This is a genomic window from Xanthomonas sp. F1 (genome assembly GCF_014199855.1).
On sequence record NZ_JACHOK010000015.1, the window covers coordinates 55251 to 77469 of the forward strand.

15 protein-coding genes are annotated in these 22219 nt (G+C 69.6%); 11 read left to right on the top strand and 4 right to left on the bottom strand.

Going from position 1 to position 22219, the window contains the following annotated elements; genetic code table 11:
* The first annotated feature begins 8 nt into the window (after positions 1–8).
* Positions 9–2678 (top strand): DNA ligase D, encoded by a 2670-nt coding sequence (gene ligD, locus GGR71_RS20480; protein ID WP_160962461.1) that lies wholly within the window; start codon positions 9–11, stop codon positions 2676–2678.
* Between the two features lie 623 nt (positions 2679–3301).
* Here the strand turns inward: ligD and GGR71_RS20485 are convergent.
* A complete protein-coding gene (locus GGR71_RS20485; RefSeq protein ID WP_160962459.1) occupies positions 3302–4336 on the bottom strand; it encodes an SDR family oxidoreductase in 1035 nt (344 codons plus the stop codon).
* Between the two features lie 71 nt (positions 4337–4407).
* Complete coding sequence (locus tag GGR71_RS20490; protein ID WP_160962457.1) at positions 4408–4641, bottom strand: hypothetical protein; 234 nt, start codon at positions 4639–4641, stop codon at positions 4408–4410.
* Positions 4642–4780: 139 nt separating this feature from the next.
* On the opposite strand from GGR71_RS20490, the gene GGR71_RS20495 reads away from it, so the two are divergent.
* A complete protein-coding gene (locus tag GGR71_RS20495; RefSeq protein ID WP_160962455.1) occupies positions 4781–5137 on the top strand; it encodes a hypothetical protein in 357 nt (118 codons plus the stop codon).
* A gap of 48 nt (positions 5138–5185) precedes the next feature.
* On the opposite strand, the gene GGR71_RS20500 is transcribed toward GGR71_RS20495, so the two are convergent.
* Entirely contained in the window at positions 5186–6472 is a 1287-nt protein-coding gene (locus GGR71_RS20500; protein WP_456362647.1) for a DNA topoisomerase IB, read from the bottom strand.
* A gap of 353 nt (positions 6473–6825) precedes the next feature.
* On the opposite strand from GGR71_RS20500, the gene GGR71_RS20505 reads away from it, so the two are divergent.
* From GGR71_RS20505 to GGR71_RS20515, 3 genes are all read left to right on the top strand, one after another.
* Entirely contained in the window at positions 6826–7221 is a 396-nt protein-coding gene (locus GGR71_RS20505; protein WP_048491677.1) for an I78 family peptidase inhibitor, read from the top strand.
* 192 nt (positions 7222–7413) lie between these two features.
* Complete coding sequence (gene gltB, locus GGR71_RS20510) at positions 7414–11871, top strand: glutamate synthase large subunit (protein ID WP_160962451.1); 4458 nt, start codon at positions 7414–7416, stop codon at positions 11869–11871.
* A 210-nt stretch (positions 11872–12081) separates the two neighbouring features.
* Positions 12082–13572, top strand: a complete 1491-nt coding sequence (locus tag GGR71_RS20515; RefSeq protein WP_160962449.1) for an FAD-dependent oxidoreductase — start codon at positions 12082–12084, stop codon at positions 13570–13572.
* Positions 13573–13676: 104 nt separating this feature from the next.
* Here GGR71_RS20515 and GGR71_RS20520 read toward each other — a convergent pair whose 3' ends face one another.
* Positions 13677–13832 (bottom strand): hypothetical protein, encoded by a 156-nt coding sequence (locus GGR71_RS20520; protein ID WP_237474501.1) that lies wholly within the window; start codon positions 13830–13832, stop codon positions 13677–13679.
* A 309-nt stretch (positions 13833–14141) separates the two neighbouring features.
* On the opposite strand from GGR71_RS20520, the gene GGR71_RS20525 reads away from it, so the two are divergent.
* The 6 genes from GGR71_RS20525 to GGR71_RS20550 all read left to right on the top strand — a co-directional run.
* Positions 14142–15200: a glycoside hydrolase family 5 protein gene (locus GGR71_RS20525; protein WP_160962447.1), complete on the top strand. Its 1059-nt coding sequence runs from the start codon at positions 14142–14144 to the stop codon at positions 15198–15200.
* 267 nt (positions 15201–15467) lie between these two features.
* Positions 15468–16520 carry a glycoside hydrolase family 5 protein gene (locus GGR71_RS20530; protein WP_160962445.1) on the top strand — a complete coding sequence of 351 codons (1053 nt, stop codon included), beginning with the start codon at positions 15468–15470 and terminating at the stop codon, positions 16518–16520.
* Positions 16521–16895: 375 nt separating this feature from the next.
* Positions 16896–17951 (top strand): glycoside hydrolase family 5 protein, encoded by a 1056-nt coding sequence (locus GGR71_RS20535; RefSeq protein WP_160962443.1) that lies wholly within the window; start codon positions 16896–16898, stop codon positions 17949–17951.
* A 106-nt stretch (positions 17952–18057) separates the two neighbouring features.
* A complete protein-coding gene (locus tag GGR71_RS20540; RefSeq protein ID WP_160962441.1) occupies positions 18058–18933 on the top strand; it encodes a methylglyoxal synthase in 876 nt (291 codons plus the stop codon).
* Between the two features lie 155 nt (positions 18934–19088).
* A complete protein-coding gene (locus GGR71_RS20545; RefSeq protein WP_160962439.1) occupies positions 19089–20444 on the top strand; it encodes a substrate-binding domain-containing protein in 1356 nt (451 codons plus the stop codon).
* A 661-nt stretch (positions 20445–21105) separates the two neighbouring features.
* Positions 21106–22219: alginate lyase family protein (locus GGR71_RS20550; RefSeq protein WP_456362648.1), on the top strand; the 1114-nt coding region annotated here is incomplete at its 3' end.

Here is a 22219-nt window from a genome sequence, read left to right on the forward strand (position 1 = left end):
CCCGCGCCATGAGCCTCGCCGATTACCGCCGCAAGCGCCGCTTCGACAAGACCCGCGAACCGGAGCCGGGCAAGCCGGTGCCGGCGGGGCAGCGGCCGATCTTCGTCGTGCAGCTGCACCACGCCAGCCGCCGCCACTACGATTTCCGCCTGCAGGTCGGCGATGCGCTGAAGAGCTGGGCGGTGCCAAAAGGGCCGAGCTACGACCCCAAGGTCAAGCGCATGGCGGTGGAAGTGGAAGACCACCCGCTCGACTACGCCACGTTCGAGGGCGAGATCCCGCAGGGCGAGTACGGCGGCGGCCATGTCGCCCAGTTCGATCACGGCGTGTGGAGCAGCGCGGACGATCCGGAGGCGCAGTTGGCCAAGGGCCATCTGCGCTTCGAACTGTTCGGCGACAAGCTCAAGGGCGGCTGGCACCTGGTGCGCTCGGGCAAGCCGGCGCGTCAGCCGCAGTGGCTGCTGTTCAAGGAGGACGACGCCTTCGCCAGCGACCTGGAGGCGGACGACCTGCTGGCCGATGTCACCGCGGCGCCGGCGCAGGACGTGAAGCGCGCCGGCGCCGGCAAACCCGACAAACGCAAGGCCACGGTCGTCGCCGCACCGGTGCGCAAGGGCCGCCGCACGAACTGGGCCAAGCTCGCCCAGGCGCTGCCGGGCGCGGCGCCGGCCGCGGCGCCGGACGGGCCGTTCACCGCACAACTGGCCCGGCTGGGCGACGCGCCGCCGCAGGGCGCGCAGTGGATCCACGAGATCAAGTGGGACGGCTACCGGATCCTGGCCACCGTCGCCGACGGCGCGGTGCGGCTGTGGTCGCGCAACGCGATCGAGTGGACCGACAAGATCCCCGAGATCCGCGATGCCATCGCCGCACTGGGCCTGCGCTCGGCGGCGCTGGACGGCGAACTGATCGCCGGCAAGGGCACCAAGGAGGACTTCAACCTGCTGCAGGCGGTGCTGTCTGGCGAGCGCCAGGGCAAGCTGGCGCTCGCCCTGTTCGACCTGCTGCACCTGGACGGCATCGACATCGCCGCCGCGCCGCTGTCCGAGCGCAAGGCGCTGCTGCAGCGACTGCTGCAGGATGCCGATGCGCACCTGGCCTTCAGCTCGCACATCGACGGCGATGGCGAGGCCGCGTTCCAGCTCGCCGGCGCGCAGCACTTCGAAGGCATCGTCTCCAAGCGTGCCGACCGCGGCTACCACGGCGGCCGCAGCGACGACTGGCGCAAGACCAAGCAGCTGCGCTCGGACGAATTCGCGGTGGTTGGCTACACCGCGCCCAAGGGCAGCCGCAGCGGCTTCGGCTCGCTGCTGCTGGCACGGCCGGATCCCGAGCACGGCTGGCTGTACGTCGGGCGGGTCGGCTCCGGTTTCTCCGACGCCTTGCTGCGCGAGCTGACCGCACTGATCGGCAAGGCCGGCAGCACCACGCCCAGCGTGCACGTGCCGACCACCGAGACCGACCTGCGCAGCACGCGCTGGTTCGCGCCGCGCTTCGTGGTGGAGGTGTTCTACCGCGGCATTGGTGGCCAGCAGTTGCTGCGCCAGGCCTCGCTGAAGGCGGTGCGACCGGACAAGGACGTCGCCGACCTCGGCGATGGCGACGCCCCGGCACAGCGCGCAGCGGCGGCGCGTGCTGCGCCGGCCGCCAGGAAAGCCAAAATGGACAAAACGGCCAAAGCAACCAAACCCGCTAAAGCAGCTAGAGCGACAAAAGTGACAACTGCGGCGAAGGCGAAGACGGTCGACGCGAAGGCCAACAGCGCCAAGCGTGGCAAGCGCGGTGCAGCGAGCGCCGACAGCGCGCGCACGCCGCCCACGCTGTCCAGCCCGGGCCGCGTCGTCTTCCCCGACATCGGCGCCACCAAGCGCGAGGTCTGGGACTACTACAGCGCGGTGATGGATCACCTGCTGCCGGAGATCGCCGGCCGCCCGCTGTCGGTCATCCGCTGCCCGGCCGGCGCCGAGCGCGCGTGCTTCTTCCAGAAACACCACACCGCCGGGCTCGAACTGGTGTCGTCGGTGAAGCTGAAGGAGGAGAGCGGCACCCAGGCCGAGTATCTGGTGGTGGAGGATGCGGCCGGGCTGCTCGAACTGGTGCAGTTCAACGCGCTGGAATTCCATCCCTGGGGCGCCAAGGCGCAACGCCCGGACGTGGCCGACCGCGTGGTGTTCGACCTGGACCCGGGCCCGGACGTGCCCTTCGCCGAGGTCAAGCGCGCGGCCACCGACATCCGCAAACTGCTCGCGCAACTGGAGCTGGAGTCGTTCCTGCGCGTGTCCGGCGGCAAGGGTCTGCACGTGGTGGTACCGCTGGCGCCGGGCTGCGACTGGGATCTGACCAAGCGTTTCGCCCACGGCTTCGCCGACGCGTTGGCGCAGTCGCAGCCAGAGCGGTTCCTTGCCACCGCAAGCAAGCGCCTGCGCAACCAGCGCATCTTCGTCGACTACCTGCGAAACGGCCGCGGCGCCACTGCGGTGGCCTCGTATTCGCTACGCGCCCGCGCCGGCGCGCCGGTGGCGATGCCGCTGGCCTGGAGCGACCTGCCCAAGCTGCACCGCGCCGATGCCTTCAAGCTGCGCGACGTACCGGCCAAGCTGAAGCGCCGGCGCAAGGATCCGTGGGCCGGTATCGATGCGCTGAAGCAGAACCTGGCGCGCTGGGCCGAAGCGGAGTGAACAAAGCCCCTCTCCATCCGGAGAGGGGTCGGGGTGAGAGTACGGCGCGAAGCGACTCGCCGAGATCGAACACGAGCGACCCGTACCCTCATCCGCCCCTGCGGGACACTTTCTCCCGAGGGGAGAAGGGAGAAGCCAGAGCCCCTCTCCCACCGGGAGAGGGGTTGGGGTGAGGGTACGGCGCGAAGCGACTCGCTGAGATCGAACACGAGCGACCCGCACCCTCATCCGCCCCTGCGGGGCACCTTCTCCCGGAGGGAGAAGGGAGAAGCCAAAGCCCCTCTCCCTGCGGGAGAGGGGTTGGGGTGAGGGTCCGGGCGCGAAGCGACTCGCTGAGATTGAACGCGAGCGACCCGTACCCTTATCCGCCCCTGCGGGACACTTTCTCCCGAGGGGAGAAGGGAGAAGCCAAAGCCCCTCTCCCACCGGGAGAGGGGTTGGGGTGAGGGTACGGCGCGAAGCGACCCGCTGAGATCGAACACGAGCGACCCGCACCCTCATCCCCCTGCGGGGCACCTTCTCCAGAGGGGAGAAGGGAGAAGCCAAAGCCCCTCTCCCCCCGGGAGAGGGGTTGGGGTGAGGGTCCGACCGCTAGCCAACTCACCTGCCAACCCGCTCAACCACTACCCCGTCGGCCCACCCATCACCGGCAGGATCGCGCCATTGATGTAGCTGGCGGTGATCGGCGAAGCCAGGAACACATACGCGGGCGACAGTTCCTCCGGCTGCGCCGGGCGCCCCATCGGGTTCTGCTTGCCGAACTCGGCCAAGTCCTCCGCAGACTTGTCGGCGGGATTGAGCGGCGTCCATACCGGCCCCGGCGCGACCGCGTTGACGCGGATGCCGCGCGGCTGCAACTGGCTGGCCAGGGCCATGGTGAAGGCATGGATCGCGCCCTTGGTCGCCGAATAGTCCAGCAGCGACTTGCTGCCGAACAGCCCGGTCTCCGAGCCGCTGTTGACGATCGCCGCGCCGCGCTTGAGATGCGGCAACGCCGCGCGCGCCATGTGGAAGTAACCGGCGATGTTGGTCTGCAAGGTTTCCTGCAGATGTTCCTCGCTCAGGTCCTCCAACGCATCGCAATGCAACTGGAAGGCGGCGTTGTTGACCAGCACGTCGAGTCCGCCGAAGGCTTTCACGGTCTGCGCCACCGCATCCTCGCAGAACGCCGGATCCTTCACGTCGCCGGCGATGGTGATGCAACGGCGGCCTTCGTTCTCCACGTGCTGGCGAGTGACCTGCGCATCCTCGTGTTCGTCCAGGTACAACACCGCCACATCCGCGCCCTCGCGCGCGAACAGCACCGCCACCGCACGACCGATGCCCGAGTCGGCGCCGGTCACGATCGCGCTCATGCCGCGCAGCTTGCCGCTGCCCACGTACTCCGGCGCCTCAAAACGCGGCTGCAGCGCCAGCTCGTGTTCGTTGCCGGGCTTGGCCAGGTGCTGCTTGGGCATGCGCTGCGGCTGCTTGCGCGGTCCAGCCTGGCCGGCGTCGCCCGGCTTGGCGCGCTTGGGCTTGGGCTTGGCGTCGCCGGCATCGACCGCGCGCTGCAGCGCGCGTTGCTGCTGCGCCGTTTTGGCACTGGACGCTGCCTCAGCGCCGCTGCGCTTGGGCGGGGTGGACGGGGTGGCGGCAGGACGTTTGCGGGAGGCCATCGGCAATACTCCGGATGCGGGAGGAGGCCACGGTGGCGCAGCCCTCCTCGAGGGGAAGGAACCAGCGTCGATCAGGCGCGGTCGGCAAGACCGCTGACGCCGGCATGCTGGGCGCAGTGCGCGCAGCAGAACATGCGCTCGCCGGCCTGCACGCCGTGGCCGACGATGCGGCAATCGCAGTGGCTGCAGTGCGGGGCGAAGGCGTGGATCGCGCACTCGAACGAATCGAAGGTGCCGCTGCGCGTGCCCTGGGTCAGGGTGAAGGCCTGGTCGTAGTCGTTTCCGCAGACATCGCAGGTGGCCATGATCGGCTCCGGTTGCTGGGGGAATCCCGAGTCTGGCCCCGCCGGCGGCCACGACCGGTGAAACCCCCGGCGCGATCTCTTCATGCGGCGCAAACATGCGCCGCGACAGGCTCGCGCCATCGATCGAAGGAGACGCCCCATGATCCGCCACCCACTCGCCCGCCTCGCCCCGTTCGCCGCCGTGCTGCTGCTCGGCGCCTGCAGCACCACCCAGGTGGCGCAGGTGCAACCGATCGACGGTGTCATTTCCGGCCAATGCCATATCGACAAGGTGCGCGGCGCGGTCGGCCTGGCCGCCTCGCGCATGACCGTCGAGCGCGCCCGCGTCGACAGCGACAGCCTCAAGGTGCAGGTGGTCAGGAGCAGCGTCAGCGACAACGGCGCCACCTCCAGCGGCGTGGACACCGCCAACCGCGGCGCGCGCGAGACCGGCGGCGATCGCCTGACCGTCGAGATCGGCCCGACCAACAACATCACCACCGTGTATTGCGGTTGATCCGCGGCGCCGGGCCGTCCCGCCGCGCCTGAGCGCAGCGTCCCGCGCTCAGGCGCGCTTGCGTGCGGCCGGCGCGCTCTTGCGCTTGGCGCGGGTGCCGCTGCCCTGCGTGCTCGCCGCCGCGACCTTGCGCGGGGCACGCGCCGCCTTGCGCAGCGGCGGCGCCTTGGCCGAGGTGCGGCCGGCGGACTTGGCCGCTTTGCGCGCCGCCGTGCGTGCCCGCCCCAGGTACTTCAGCGTGAGCAGATCCCATTGCCGCTCGCCGCGCACGCCCTCGCACAGGCCGTGCAGGCGCCCGCAGCGCCAACCGTCGAACACGCACGGGTCGATGTAGGCCTTGCGGCACACCGCCGGGGTATTGCCCAGCGCCTCGGCCACCTCGCGGATCACCGCGTTCTGCGCCTGCGCCAGCGCGCGCTCGCCGCCCGTATCGGGCAGCGGCAGCGTGGCCAGCCGTTGCAGTGCGGCGCGGGTACCGCCCCAGGTACGGAAGTCCTTGGCGGTGAAGCTCTCGCCCATCGCCTCGCGCAGGTAATCGTTGACCTCGCCCGAGTCCACCGGCTGCAACTGGCCGTCGTCGTCGCGGTACTGGAACAGCGCCTGCCCCGGCAATTGCTGGCAGCCACGGATCAGCTTGACCAGATGCACGTCGTCGACCTCGATGTCGTGCTCCTGGCCGCCCTTGCCGCGGAACTGCAGCCGCGCGCGGCCGCCCTTCACGAACGCCAGGTGGCGGTTGCGCAGCGTGGTCAGGCCGTAGGAACGATTGCTGCGCGCGTATTCGGCGTTGCCCACGCGCACCAGGGTCTCGGCCATCAGCGCCACCACCATCGCCAGCACCTTGTCGCGCGGGTAGCCGGGCAGGGCCATGTCGCGGCGCAGGCGCCGACGCAGCCGCGGCAAGGCCTGGCCGAAGGCGACGATGCGCTCGAACTTGCCGTCGCCGCGCACCTGCGCCCAGTCGGCGTGGTAGCGGTACTGCTTGCGCCGGCGCGCGTCGCGGCCGGTGGCCTGCAGATGGCCGTTGTCGCGCGCGCAGATCCACACCTCGGTGTAGGCCGGCGGGATCGCCAACTGGCGGATGCGCTGCAGGGTGGCCGCATCGCGCACCGCGCTGCCGTCGGGCATGCGGTAGCCGAAGCCCTTGCCGGCACGGCGGCGGGCGATGCCCGGCTCCTGGTCGCTGACGTAGACCAGGCCCGCGCTGCTGGCGGCCTGGCGGGACTGACGGGCGCGCGCCGCGTCGGCGGCTGTGGCGGCGTTGGAACGGGACGCGTTGGACATCGGACCTCCGAAAGCCGGAACCGCGACCCGTGCCGCCGGTTCCACGAACATCGATTGTCGGCAGCGCCGCGGCTAGGCCGCGTGAGATTGCCGCACGGGGCCTGTCGGGCCCCGCGCCGCTGGGGCTGCGGAAGTGCTGGCGTCCGTGTGGGAGGGACTTCAGTCCCGACGCCTGAAGCGGTCAGTTGGCTTGGGGCTGACTCGCCGCGGCTGCAGCGGCTCGCATCAGGCATCCCAGCGCGCCGGTTAACGTCTGGCGAACGTGCGGTGTCCGATCCTGTCGCCACAGGAACCTGCGCTGCGTCGGCGCGTGCCGTCGGCCGGCCGGCGACGGGACGGCAACGCAAACCGCATCACACGTTCTATGCTGCACCCCATCTTCCCTCCATCCATCAGGAGCCCCGATGAGCACACCCCTTTCCTCCCGTGCGTCCACGCGTGCCGGCCTGCTCGGCACGGCCTGCCTGGCGCTGGCCTTGGCCGCCTGCGGCGCGCCGCCGCCGGACGAGCAGGAACAGGTGAGCGCCAAGGCCCAGGCCGCCGCACAGCAGGCCGCCGCGCCGGACCCGGCCAATGCCCCGGACGCGCCGCCGGTGGGGACCTGCGATGCCTCGCAGGCGCAGGGCCTGGTCGGCCAGGCCGCCGAGCAGGCGCTGCTGGACCAGGCGCGCAGCGACACCGGCGCCAAGAGCGTGCGCGTGCTCAAGCCGAACCAGGCGGTGACCATGGAATTCAACGGCGAACGGCTCAACATCGAGGTCGACGACAAGAACCAGATCACCGGCGTACGCTGCGGCTGAGCGCCCGGCCGAGACCCCGGGACGGCGGCGGCGACAGCGCCGCCGCCAGCGCTGAAGTTGCAGGTGTAACGGTGTATTGCGGCACCGCACCAACTATGTTTTAGTCGGGATTCCGGTGACCTCAAGAAGCGCTCCAGGATAGAGCGGGGGCGAGTGTCGCCGCGTTCCTTCGGATCGCTTTCAGAGGCAGACATGGCCCCCCGCAACCGCCACGGGCTCTACGACCCCCAAGACGAGCGCGATGCCTGTGGTTTCGGCATGGTCGCGCAACTCGACGACCAACCTTCGCGGGCGCTGGTGGATACCGCCATCGCCGCGCTGTCGCGCATGACCCATCGCGGTGGCGTCGCCGCCGACGGCCTCACCGGCGACGGCTGCGGCCTGCTGATCCGCAAACCCGAGCCGTTCCTGCGCGCGCTGGCGCGCGAGGCCGGCATCGCGGTCGGCGCACGCTTCGCCGCCGGCAACGTGTTCCTGCCGCGCGACGATGCCGACGCCGCCGCGCGCTGCCGCCAGGTGCTGGAAGAGGAACTGCGCCGCGTCGACGTGCAGCCATGCGGCTGGCGCCTCACCCCCACCGACGATGCGGTGTGCGGGCAACTGGCCAAGGACACCCTGCCGCGCATCGAGCAAGTGTTCGTCGACGCCGGCGCCGAGCAGGGCGAGGACGCCTTCGCCCTGGCCCTGTTCCTGGCGCGCCGCCGCGCCGAACAGCGCCTGCGCGAGGTCGCCGATTTCTACGTCACTACGCTCTCGCCCAACGGCATCAGCTACAAGGGCATGGTGCTGCCGGACAAGCTCAGCACCTTCTACCCGGACCTGCAGCGCAACGACCTGGCCTCCAGCGCCATCGTGTTCCATCAGCGCTTCTCCACCAACACGCTGCCGCGCTGGCCGCTGGCGCACCCGTTCCGCCTGCTCGCGCACAACGGCGAGATCAATACCATCGAGGGCAACCGACACTGGGCGCAGGCGCGCAGCAAGGTGTGGAAGACCCCGCGTTTCGACATCGCCGAGCTGGATCCGGTGATCTCGATGCATGGCTCCGATTCGCAGAGCCTGGACAACATGCTCGAGCTGCTGGTCGCCGGCGGCATGGACCTGCTGCAGGCGCTGCGCATCCTGGTGCCGCCGGCGACGCAGTCGCTGGAGTTCAAGGACGCCGACCTGGCCGCGTTCTACGAGTTCTACGGGCTCAACACCGAGCCGTGGGATGGCCCGGCCGGCATCGTCGCCTGCGATGGCCGCTACGCCGCCTGCATGCTCGACCGCAACGGCCTACGCCCCGCCCGCTGGATGCTGACCTCCGACCGGCATTTCCTGGTGGCCTCCGAAGCCGGCGTGTGGGAACTGCCGGCCGAGCGCGTCACCCGCAAGGGCAAGCTCGGCCCCGGCGAGATGATGGCCATCGACCTCAAGCGCGGCGACCTGCTCGATTCCGACGCCATCGACCGCATCAACCGCGGCCGCGCCCCGTACAAGCAGTGGCTGCAGCAGGGCGTGACCTACCTGCAGACCGAACTGATCGATCCCTCGCTGGTCGAGGAGCCGTTCGACGAGCGCACCCTGCGCAGCTACCACAAGCTGTTCCAGCTCAGCACCGAGGAAGTGGAGCAGGTGCTGCGGCCGCTGGCCGAGACCGAGCAGGAAGCCACCGGCTCGATGGGCGACGACACGCCGATGGCGGTGCTCAGCCGCCACACCCGGCCGCTGTACGACTACTTCCGCCAGGCCTTCGCGCAGGTCACCAACCCGCCGATCGACCCGCTGCGGGAAGACTGCGTGATGTCGCTCACCACCCAGCTCGGCAAGGAGACCAACATCTTCCATGCCGGCCCGGAGACGGTGAACCACGTCATCCTCAACTCGCCGGTGCTCAGCCAGCGCAAGCTGCGGCAGTTGCTGAAGATGCCGCAGTACCTGACCCGCAACGCGCAGATCGACCTGTCCTACAGCGTCGAGGAAGGCCTGGAAGCCGGACTCAAGCGCATCTGCGCCGAGGCCGAACAGGCCGCGCGCGACGGCAAGGTCATGCTGCTGCTGACCGACCGTTACCCGGTGCCGGAGCGGCCGATGGCGCATGCGCTGCTGGCCACCGGCGCGGTGCACCACCACCTCTCGCGGGTGGGCCTGCGCTGCGACGTCAACCTGATCATCGAGACCGGCACCGCGCGCGACCCGCACCACATGGCCTGCCTGCTCGGCTTCGGCGCCACCGCGGTGTACCCATACCTGGCCTACCAGACCCTGTTCGACCTGGGCCGGCGCGGCATCCTGCTGCTCAAGAGCGGCGGCGAGCAGACCCAGATCGGCCGCAAGTACCGCAAGGGCATCTACAAGGGCCTGTCCAAGATCATCTCCAAGATGGGCATCTGCACCATCGCCAGCTACCGCGGCGCGCAGCTGTTCGAGATCGTCGGGCTGGATCCGGATGTGGTGGCGCTGTGCTTCCCGGACACCGCCGCGCGCATCGGCGGCGTCGGCCTGGCGCGGCTGGACACCGAGGCGCGGCAGTTGGCGGCGCGCGCCTGGAACGACCTGCTCAAGCCGGAAGTGGGCGGCCTGCTCAAGTACGTGCACGGCGGCGAGTACCACATGTACAACCCGGACGTGGTGCTGACCCTGCAGCGCGCCACCCGCAGCGGCCTGCAGGCCGACTGGGACGCCTACGCCGCCGCGGTGCACGGGCGCCCGGCCTCGGCCCTGCGCGACCTGTTGCAGCTCAAGCGTGCGGCTACGCCGACGCCGCTGGACGAAGTGGCGCCGGCCGAGGACCTGCTGCGCCGCTTCGACACCGCCGCGATCAGCCTCGGCGCGCTGTCGCCGGAGGCGCACGAGGCGCTGGCGATCGCGATGAACCGCCTCGGCGGGCGCAGCAACTCCGGCGAAGGCGGCGAAGACCCGGCGCGCTACGGCACCGAGAAGCGCTCCAAGATCAAGCAGGTGGCCTCCGGCCGCTTCGGCGTCACCCCCGAATACCTGGTCAACGCCGAGGTGCTGCAGATCAAGGTCGCGCAGGGCGCCAAGCCCGGCGAAGGCGGCCAGCTACCCGGCCACAAGGTCAACGACCTGATCGCGCGGCTGCGCTACGCCAAGCCGGGCATCGGCCTGATCTCGCCGCCGCCGCACCACGACATCTACTCGATCGAAGACCTGGCGCAGCTGATCTACGACCTCAAGCAGGTCAATCCGAGCGCACTGGTGTCGGTGAAGCTGGTCAGCCATGCCGGCGTGGGCACCATCGCCGCGGGTGTGGTCAAGGCCGGCGCCGACCTGATCACCGTGTCCGGCCACGACGGCGGCACCGGCGCCAGCCCGGTCAGTTCGATCCGCTACGCCGGCGTGCCGTGGGAACTGGGCGTGGCCGAGTCGCACCAGGCGCTGGTCGCCAACGACCTGCGCGCACGCACCATCCTGCAGACCGACGGCGGCCTGAAGACCGGCCTGGACGTGGTCAAGGCCGCGATCCTGGGTGCGGACAGCTTCGGCTTCGGCACCGGGCCGATGATCGTGCTCGGCTGCAAGTACCTGCGCATCTGCCACCTCAACAACTGCGCCACCGGCGTGGCCACCCAGGACGAGCGCCTGCGCGCCAACCACTTCGTCGGCCTGCCCGAGCGCGTGGAGAACTTCTTCCGCCTGCTGGCCGAGGAAGTGCGTCAGTGGCTGTCGTACCTGGGCGTGCGCTCGCTGGACGAGATCGTCGGCCGCACCGAACTGCTGCAGCAACTGGACATCTCGCCGCGCGAAGGCGTGCGCGTGGACCTGTCGCGGCTGCTCAAGGACGTGCGCCACGACGGCGGCCACTGCGCCGCGCAGCGCCTGTACGAATCGCCGGACAGTCTGGCCACGCAGATGGACGGCCTGCTCGCCGACGCGATCGCCAAGAAGACCGGCGGCGATCATCGCTTCCTGATCCACAACACCGACCGTTCGATCGGCGCGCGCCTGTCCGGTGCCATCGCCCGCATCCACGGCAACCACGGCATGGCCGATGCGCCGCTGACCCTGCGCTTCCGCGGCTCGGCCGGGCAGAGTTTCGGCGCGTTCAACGCCGGCGGCCTGCACCTGGAGCTGGAAGGCGAGGCCAACGACTACGTCGGCAAGGGCATGGCCGGCGGCCGCCTGGTGGTGCGTCCGCCGCGCGGCGCGCGCTTCGAGGCGCGCAGCACCGCGATCATCGGCAACACCTGCCTGTACGGCGCCACCGGCGGCGAGCTGTATGCGGCCGGCCGCGCCGGTGAGCGCTTCGCGGTGCGCAACTCCGGCGCGCTGGCGGTGATCGAGGGTGCCGGCGACCACTGCTGCGAGTACATGACCGACGGCATCGTGCTGGTGCTGGGCAAGGTCGGCCTGAACTTCGGCGCCGGCTTCACCGGCGGCCTGGCCTACGTGCTCGACGTGGACCGCGACTTCGTCGACCGCTACAACCACGAACTGATCGACATCCACCGCATTTCCGCCGAAGGCTTCGAGAGCCACCGCCAGCACCTGCACAAACTGATTAGCCGCCACCGCGAACTGACCGGCAGCATCTGGGCGCAGCAGATCCTCGACGAATTCCGCGACTACGTCGGCAAGTTCTGGCTGGTCAAACCGAAGGCGGCGAGCATCGAGTCGTTGACCGAGTCGTTGCGGCGCGCCGCTTGATGGCGGCGCGTCGCAGCGACGGGATTGGGGAGTCGGGATTCGAGATTGGCAAAAGCAACCCCGCATCGGATCCGCCACCAGTCCTCCGCTTTTTCGAATCCCCAATCCCCAATCCCGAATCCCCACACAACACGCGCGCGCCGTACCCTCATCCGCCCCTTCGGGGCACCTTCTCCCGGGGGAGAAGGGAAATCGCCACGGAATCTTTTTATGAGCCGCAAGCACGCCTTCCAGTTCCTCGACCTGCCTCGGCAGATGCCGCAACGCATTCCGGTGGAACTGCGCACCTCCGGCGACTGGAACGAGCTGTACGGCAAGTTCGACAAGGCCGACGCGCAGTACCAGGCCGGGCGCTGCCTGGATTGCGGCAACCCCTACTGCAGTTGGAAGTGCCCGGTGCACAACGCCATCCCGCAGTGGCTGCAGCTGGTGCAGGAAAACCGCATCGAGGAAGCCGCGGCGCTGTGCCATAGCACCAACCCGCTACCGGAAGTGTGCGGCCGGGTGTGCCCGCAGGACCGTCTGTGCGAAGGCAGCTGCACGCTGGAGGAATTCGGCGCGGTCACCATCGGCGCGGTCGAGAAGTACATCGTCGACACCGCCCTGCACAACGGCTGGCGCCCGGACCTGAGCCAGGTCGAACCCACCGGCAAGCGCGTGGCGGTGATCGGTGCCGGCCCGGCCGGACTGAGCTGCGCCGACCGCCTCGCCCGCGCCGGCATCCAGGCGGTGGTATACGACCGCTACGAGCAGATCGGCGGGCTGCTGCAGTTCGGTATCCCCAGCTTCAAGCTGGACAAGAGCGTGATCGGCAAGCGCCGCGAGGTGCTCGAAGGCATGGGCGTGCAGTTCCGCCTGGGCGTGGAGATCGGCCGCGACGTGAGCCTGGAGCAGTTGCTCGGCGAGTACGACGCAGTGTTCCTGGGCACCGGCGCCTACCGCTACACCGACGGCGGCCTGCCCGGCCAGGACCTGCCCGGCGTGCTGCCGGCGCTGCCGTTCCTGGTGCAGAACAGCCGCATCGTCGGCGGCAACGATCCCTGGGGCCGGCCGATCGCCGGCTGGGAAGACAAGATCGCGCTGCCCGACCTGAGCGGCAAGCGCGTGGTGGTGCTGGGCGGCGGTGATACCGGCATGGACTGCGTGCGCAGCGCGATCCGCCTGGGCGCGGCCAAGGTCACCTGCGCCTACCGCCGCGACGAGGCCAACATGCCCGGCTCGGCGCGCGAGGTGGCCAACGCACGCGAGGAAGGCGTGCGCTTCCTGTTCAATCGCCAGCCGCTGGCGGTGGAAGCCGACGCTGCCGGCAAACTGGTCGGCGTGCGCGTGGTGCAGACCCGGCTGGGCGAGCCTGACGCGCGCGGACGCCAGGCGGCGGTCCCGGTGGAAGGCAGCGAATCGCTGCTGGACGCGGACGTGGTCATCATCGCCTTCGGCTTCTCGCCGAGCGTGCCCGAGTGGCTGGCCGCGCAGGGCGTGGAAGGCACCGTCAACGGTCGCATCCTCGCCGGCGGCAGCGAGCCCGATGGCAGCGGCCGCCTGCCGTACCAGACCACCAACCCGAAACTGTTCGCCGGCGGCGACGCGGTGCGCGGCGCCGACCTGGTGGTGACCGCAGTGGCCGAAGGCCGCGACGCGGCGGCCAGCATCGCCGAATGGATCGGCAACCGCCTGCCGGTGACGACCCAGGCTGCTGCCTGAGCGACGCTGCCGGGGCTCCGGCAGCGTTCGGTTCGTTCGGCGGCGACGGCGACGGCAAAACTTGCTCGACTGGGGTACGCGGCCGAAGGCAGCATCGTGAGCCGCTATGCCATGCGTTCGCCGAGATTCGTGACGCCTAGAGCGGGCCGGGCCTCCAGCAGCGTCGCCAGCGCCTGCGCGCCGGCATTGGCATCGGCCATGTCGAACGCCACCACCTCGCCGCTGCCGGCGGCGGCGGCGGCGATCGCCTTCTCCACCACCGCCGCACGCCGTGTCGCTGGCCTTTGGAGATCATCCCTCCGCCACTACTCCTTCGCTGCGCGCCCATCCTGGCCGCTGGCAGTGGACGCATCGCCGCGACCACGATCACGCCGCTGCTGATGGCTGCACCACGCACGCGCTGTGACGCAGCAGACGTCCGCGTGCAGCGTGTGCGCGCCAGGTGAATGCCGGGCTAACGCGGGTGCGTGCAGGCTGGCGATCACGGGGGCGATCCTTGCACGCTTGCGCCTGCCGCTCCGCGCTCCCCCGATGCGGACGGCATCTCCCTCACTCCAGGAAGCTCCCCCATGCCGCTTTCCTCGTCGTGTTCCCCGCGCTGGCGCTCCCTGCCGCTGGCGCTGCTGCTCGCCGCCGTCGCCTGCAACGCCGCCGCCGAAGGCCGCAGCGTGCTCAAGTACGCCGGCGTCAACCTGTCCGGCGCCGAGTTCAACTCCGGCAAGAAACCGGGCGTGCTGTACAAGGACTACACCTACCCGACGGCGACCGACTACAGCTACTTCGCCAGCAAGGGCATGAACACCATCCGCCTGCCGTTCCTGTGGGAGCGCCTGCAACCCACCGCCAAGGGCGAATTCGACCCGGCGCAACTGGCGCTGTTGAAGAAGTCGGTGGAGCAGGCCAAGGCCAACCACCTGTACCTGATCCTGGATCCGCACAACTACGCCAAGTACAACGGCGCACTGGTCGGCAGCGAGGGGGCACCGGACGACGTGTTCGCCGATCTGTGGCGGCGCCTGGCGAAAGAGTTCAAGGGCGACGACAACGTCATCTTCGGGCTGATGAACGAGCCCAATGCGGTGTCCTCGACCGATTGGGCCAGTGCGGCGCAGTCGGCGATCGACGCCATCCGCAAGGCCGGCGCCAACAACCTGATCCTGGTGCCGGGCACCGCCTACACCGGCGCGCACAGCTGGCGCAGCACCGCCTACGGCACGCCCAACGCGGTGGCACTGCAGCCGCTCAAGGATCCGCGCAACCGCATGGCGTTCGAAGCGCACCAATACCTGGACCGCGACAACAGCGGCACCAAGGGCGAGTGCGTCAGCGCCACCGCCGGCGCCGAGAAGCTGGCCGGGTTCGTCAGTTGGTTGCGCGAGAACAAGAAGGTCGGCTTCATCGGCGAGTTCGCCACCGCCAACACGCCCACATGCAACCAGGCGCTGGAGAACATGCTCAGCTACATGCAGAAGAACGACGACGTGATTCTGGGCTGGACCTGGTGGGCGGCCGGCGCGTGGTGGAAGCCCGACTATCCGTTCAACGTGCAGCCCGGCAAGGACGGCAGCGAGAAGCCGCAGATGGCGATCCTGTCCAAGTACGCCCGCGAGATCACCGGCAAGAAGTGAGCCGCCGTTGCCGGCGCCGCGTGCCGGCAACGTCTTGCAGTCACGGTAGTACCCATGTGGCGTCACGACGCGCGTTCCAGGCACAGCGCATGCAGCGCGATCCAGTACCGGTTCGCGCTGCCAATCGCCGCACAGATCCATGCACGCACGCATGCAACGCATCGCCTCGTCCTCGGCAATGCACTACGGTGTCCGCACACCGTTGTCATCAGCCCGGCCTGGCATCGCTCGGCCGGGTTCCCCCTCTGATGCCGAAGGAGACCCAGCATGATCGCGCGCACCTTGCGGCGGCGGTCGCGGCACGCCTGGCGTGCCGCACTGCTGCTTTCCCTGTCCGTTCCGCTGGCGTCGCTGCACGCACAGGAGGCGCTGCGCTTCGCCGGTGTCAACCTGTCCGGCGCCGAGATCGCACCGTCGAAGATTCCCGGTGTTGTCGGAATCGATTACACCTACCCGCGCAGCAGCGACTACCTCTATTTCGCCGGCAAGGGCATGAACCTGCTGCGCCTGCCGGTGCGCTGGGAACGCCTGCAACCGCAACCGCGCGGTCCGCTCGACGCCGCGCAATTGGCGCTGATCGACAGCGCCGTGCAGCAGGCCAAGGCGCAGGGCATGTCCGTGATCGTGGACATCCACAACTACGCGCGCTACGACGGCCGCGTCATCGGCAGCACTGGCCTGCCGGTCGCCGCCTTCGTCGACCTGTGGCAGCGTCTGGCGCGCGCCTACGGCAGCGACAACGCGGTGGTGTTCGGGCTGATGAACGAGCCGCACGGCATCACCCCGGCCGCGTGGGCCACCGCCGCGCAGGCCGCGGTCGATGCGATCCGGACCACCGGCGCCAGCAACCTGATCCTGGTCCCCGGCGCGCTGTGGACTGGCGCGCATAGCTGGTACGTCAGCGTGGATGGGGCGTCCAACGCCAGTGCGCTGGCCGCGCTGCACGACCCGCTGCAACGCGTGGCGATCGAAGTGCACCAGTACCTGGACGCCGATTCCAGTGGCACCAGTCCGGTCTGCGTGAGCGCGGACATCGGCGTCCAACGCCTGCGCGCGTTCACCGACTGGCTGCAGCAGACCGGCCACCTCGGCTTCCTCGGTGAATTCGCCGCCGCCGACAATCCGGTCTGCCGACGCGCGCTCGATGGCATGCTCGCCGACATCGCGCAGCACCCGACGCTGTGGCTGGGCTGGAGCTATTGGGCCGGCGGCGCCTGGTGGCGCGCCGACTATCCGTTCAACGTGGAGCCCGACGCCGACGGCCACGACCGTCCGCAGATGGCGATCCTCGCACCCTGGGCGCAGCGCATCACGCGCTGAGCGCGGCGCCGCCGGAAGCTGTACTCGCGCGCGGCGCCATGCGGAACACCGCCGTGGCGCGCGCCGACAAATAGGCACCTCTCGTCACGTCGGGGCGTGTTTTGTGAGCGGTGCCCGTCCTTTTTGCGGGATCAGCCGCGACAGGCTGTATCGGGTAACGCGTCGTCGCGGCTGGGTCGCTCCCAGAGGGCAACCTGCATCCAGCCAATTGTGCGCAAGCAGGTGAGTAGAGGCGCGCGCATGACGTGCGACGTGCAATGCGTCGCACATTTCCGATGACCACGATCGCTCTGGCATGGCGGTTGCAGCGTGGTGCACGGTCGCGCACGCCGCATCGCGGCGGCGCCTGCCGCTCTTCCCCACGAAGGATCCGTCATGCCACGCAATTCCCGTTTTTCCCGCTCCCCGCAATGGCGGCATCGCGCTGCGCTGTGCCTGCTCCTGGTCGCCTGCGCGCCGTTCGCAAACGCACAGCAGATGCTGCGCTATGCCGGCATCAACCTGGCCGGCGCCGAGTTCAACTCGGCGAAGAAGCCGGGCGTGCTGTTCAAGGACTATGTATATCCCACCGACGCCGACTATGCGTACACCGCAGCGCAGGGCATGAACATCGTGCGCCTGCCGTTCCTGTGGGAACGACTGCAACCGCAGGCCAACGGTCCGCTCGACGCCGCCCAGCTCGACGCGCTGCGCACCGCGGTCGAACGCGCCAAACGCTACGACCTGCAACTGATCCTGGACGTGCACAACTACGCCAAGTACGACGGCGTGCGCATCGGCGGCGACGCGGTGCCGGCGGCGGCGCTGGCCGATCTGTGGCGGCGCCTGGCGCTGGTGTTCGGCAACGACGCCAGCGTGATGTTCGGGCTGATGAACGAACCCAATGGCCTGGCCTCCGGCGATTGGGCGGCCATCGCGCAGGCGTCGATCGACGCGATCCGCGCCACCGGCGCCGACAATCTGATCCTCGTGCCCGGCACCGCCTTCAGCGGCGCGCACAGTTGGAACAGCACCTGGTACGGCGTGTCCAACGCGCAGGCATTGCTGACGGTCCACGACCCCGCCGACAACCTGGCGTTCGAAGTGCACCAGTATCTGGATCCCGACTCCTCGGGCACCAGCGCCGCCTGTGTCGGCACCGGCATCGGCGCGGAACGCCTGCAAGGGTTCACCCAATGGCTGCGCGCCAATGGCTATCGCGGCTTCCTTGGCGAGTTCGGCGGCAGCAGCGACGCCACCTGCCTGGCTGCGCTCGACACCATGCTCGGCTACGTCCACGACAACGGCGACGTCTGGCTGGGCTGGACCGCCTGGGCCGGCGGCGCATGGTGGCGCAGCGACTACGCGTTCAACCTGCAGCCGGACAAGAGCGGTGCCGGCAAGCCGCAGATGGCCGTGCTGGCTGCGCGCGCACAACAGGTCACGCAATGACCTCGGCATGACAATGTCCGCAGCGATGGCGCGGGAGTCGCGCGACGATTGAGTCTGCACCGCGATCGGGCGCAGACTGTCGCACCTCTCCCGCACGGATCGACGCATGCGCCTGGGCCTGGCCGCCAACCGACTGCACCACCAGGGCAAGGATGCCGCGCTGTTCCGCTGGCTGCGCGCCAGCGAAACCGGTATCCGCGAACTGCAGCTCGGCCTGCATGCGGTCGGCCGTACCCATGAAGCGATCGGCCGTGCCGGGTTGCTGGCCGGCCATGCCGGCCTCAAGCGCTACCCGTTCGGCCGCGAGGGCGGACTGATGAAGCTGGTGGCCGAGGTCGTGGGGCTGGAAGGCGCCGAGCGGACCCTCGACGGCGCCATCTACCTGATCGATCCGGTCGACCCGTCCTCGATCTTTCCCGAGGCGATCGCGCTCAAGCGCCAGTGCGTGATCCACGGCAAACCGTTCATTTCCACCGTGGCCAGCGCCCGCGACTGGATCGAGATGGAACGCATCCACGCCGCGCTGCCGCAGGACCGCGGCGCCGACGATCTGTACGCGTTGCCGCGGCAGACCCTGGCGCTGATCGCCCATGACGCGATGAAGCCGCAGATGCTGGCCTTCGCCAGCGAACATTTCGATCTGCTGTCGCGCTTCGCCGAGCGCGTGGCCACCGGCACCACCGGACAGCGGCTCAACGAACTGGCCTGGAGCCGCGGCTGGCCGCAGGGCGAGCCCTGGGTGCACCGCTACCAGAGCGGCCCGATGGGCGGCGACGCGCAGATCGCCGATCGCGTGCTGGAGCGACGCTGCCACCGCGCGATCTTCTTCGAGGATCCGCATGTCGCGCGCCAGCACGAAGCCGACATCCAGTTGCTGGAACGCGCGGTCACCACGGTGACCGACAGCGCCGTGTGCATCACCTCGCCGGCGATCGCCGCACGCTGGGCGCAAGCCGCCGCGCGCCGCCTCGACGCGGCCTGACTCGCGCGGTCACCGCGCGCGATCACGTTGCGCGTGGACAGCCGACAGGGCATGCCACGACGGTGCGTTGTCGTGCGTGACCGCGCGCACGGTCACTGCGATGTCACGCCGATCGCCAACACTGCCGCCCCTGTCCAGATCCCAGGGGGGATCCCATGTTGCGTTTCATCCTGCGCCTGCTGCTGCTCGGCGCGGCAACGCTGTGCGCGCTTCCTTGCGCGTCCGCGCAATCCGCCGAACGCCTGCGCGTGCACGGCTCCAACAGCCTCGGCGCGCGGCTGATGCCGGCGCTGGTGGAATCCTGGCTGCAGAGCATGGGCTACCGGCAACTGCAACGTCGTCGCGTCGATGCGACGACGCTGGAGATCGCCGCGGTGCGCGACGGAGCGCCGCTGGTGGTCGAGATCGCCGGTACCGGCTCGGCCACCGGCATCGCCGACCTCGTGCATGGCGACGCCGAACTGGCGATGCTGTCGCGCCAGCCTGACGCGCGCGAACGCGAGGCCGCCTGGCAGCTCGGCGACCTGGCCTCGCCCGACCAGCAATTTGTCGTCGCCCTGGATGGCGCGCGGGTCCTGGTGTCCACCGACAACCCCATCGCCACGCTGAGCGTGGCGCAGTTGCGCGACATCCTGAGCGGACGCGTCACCCGTTGGTCGCAACTCGGCGGTGCGGATCTGCCGATCGCGCTGCATCGCAGCGCCGTGCATGGCGGACTCGACGACTTCCTGCGCGCGCGCCTGGCGCTGCCGGCGCTGCGTGCCCCGGGCGACGTCCTGCATCCCGACCTGGCCGCGGCCGCACGCGCTGTCGCCGGCCATCCCGACGCACTGGCGATCATCGGGCTGGCCACGGTGATGCCGGCCGGCACGCGCGCGCTGGCCATCGCCGACGGCGGTATCGCGGTACTCCCGACCGCCGCTGCCGTGCGCGGCGAGGACTATCCCTTGGTCCAGCGCTACAGCCTGTACGGCGGCCAGATGATGTCGGCGCTCGGCCGCGGCCTGGCGCTGTATGCAATCGGCCCGCAGGCGCAACAGCAGGTACGCCGGCTCGGTGCGATCTCCATGGCGATCGACGTCGATCCGGGGATTCCGCCAGGCGAGAGCGCCGCTGCCCATGCGGACGCTGCCTACGTCCAGGCCGCAACCGGTGCCAGGCGCCTGACCACCACGCTGCGTTTCAGCCTGCAGTCGCTCAATGGGATGTACGAGGCGCGCAGCACCCAGGATCTCGACCGGCTGGTCGCCTTCATGCAGCAGCCGGCGATGCACGGCCGCGCCCTGGCGGTGATCGGTTTCGCCACACCGGACAGTGCCAACCGCCTGTACCCGACCATCGCCAGCAACGACCGCGCCGACGTGGTCGCCGCGTACCTGGTGCAACGCGGTGTCGCCGTGGAACGGGTCCGCGGTCTCGGCGCGCTGCGTCCGCTGGTCGGCGGCGAGGACGCCCCGGCCAAGGCGCGCAACGAACGCGTCGAAGTGTGGCTGCTGGATCGCGCGCGATAGGGCAGTCGGAAGGTGAGTGCAGCCGGTTGGGCACGACATCGCTCGGACCCTCATCCTCCTTCGGAGCATTTCTCCCGAAAAGGGGGCCGTGATCCCGACATGAGAAGAGAAAGCCAAAGCCCCTCTCCCGTCGGGAGAGGGGTTGGGGTGAAGGTACGGAACGCGAAGCGCCCGCGCCAGCGGACGATGCGAGGCTGGCGCTTTGGCAGGCAGGCATTCAATGACCATCGTGCCCGTGCGGCGATCCCCACAAGCGACGTGGTGATCAAGCATGACGTCGCCGGATCGGCAGCCGGCAGCCGGCAGCCGGCAGCCGGCACGCAAAGGTGATCGGCGCGCTTCATAGAAACAATCCTGTTGCGAGAACGCGGCTTCGAGCGGGCCTTACGGGAAATGCACGTCTCGGCTGAAGCCGTTCCCCCCATGTCCCCGCACCTCGCAGCGACGCGCATGTCACTCCTAAAACGACTCCGCGAACGTCGCTCAGGTCAGGAGAAACAGCCAATGGCGCATGACCCCGCGCTATCGTCGATACGACCAGTCACCAGACGGGAACGGGCGAGCGCATGCTGGCGCCACGCACCGGACCCGGGCCATCCGCTGTTCACCGCACGGCGCCTACAGTCGCCCGACACGCTCGCCACCGGTTCCGGAGATCGCCATGCCCCGTTCATCGCACGCCATTCTCGGCGTGGTGCTTGCCGGACTCGCGTTGACCCACAGCGCGCCCGCCGCCGCAGTGCAGCGGCTGTGGCCGACCACGGAACAATGGCAGCAGTTGCATGCATCGGCCGCCACCGATCCGGCCTGGGGCCAGGTCGAGGCGGCGCAGGCCCGGCTGGCAGATGCGGCACGCGCACAGGGGGCGCATCCGATCGACAACCTGAGCACCGGCGGTCGCCTGCACGGCGATCCGGTGAAGGCGGCGACCGAAGCCAGCCTGGGCGACATGCCACGCATCCAGGCACTGGCGCTGCGCTTCGCCCTGCAGGGTGAGCGCGCAGACGCGCTGGCCGCCGGCGACCAACTCGCACAATGGGCAGGACGCAACGTGCCCAACGGCAACCCGATCGACGAGACCGGACTCGAACCGGCGATCTTCGCCTACCGCATCGTCCGCCCGGTGCTACCTGAGGCGCAACGCCGCGCCGTCGACACGTGGATGCGAAAGATTGCCGACGCCGAGATCGGCTCGCGCGATCTCAAGCGCAAGACCGCCACCAACAACTGGCACAGCCACCGCCTGAAGACCGTGGGCATGATCGGCGCCGCGCTCGACGACGCACGGCTGCTGGACTACACCCGAACCGGCTTTCGCCAGCAGATCGCCGACAACCTGCTGCCCGATGGCCGCAGCATCGACTTCGTCGAACGCGATGCGCTGTCCTACCACGTCTACGACCTGCGCCCGCTGGTGACGCTGGCGCTGCTGTTCTCCGAACGCGGCGAGGATCTGTACCACTGGCGCGCACCGAACGGCGCATCGCTGGCACGCAGCGTCGACTGGCTGCTGCCGTATCTGCGCGGCGAGCGCAGCCATGCCGAATTCGTCGGCAGCCAGGTGACCTTCGACAAGGCGCGCTCGGACAACGGCGAAGCCGGTCACGTGATCGGCATGCCGTACGCGGCGGAGGGCGCGGAATCGCTGCTGGTGGTTGCTGCGGCCTACGATCCGGCATGCGCGCGCCTGGCGCAGCAGTTGGGTCACGGGACGCCGTCCTGGCGGTTTGGGGATCAGCCTGCTGACCGGCGGGCCGCGGTAGCGCAGTGCCGCA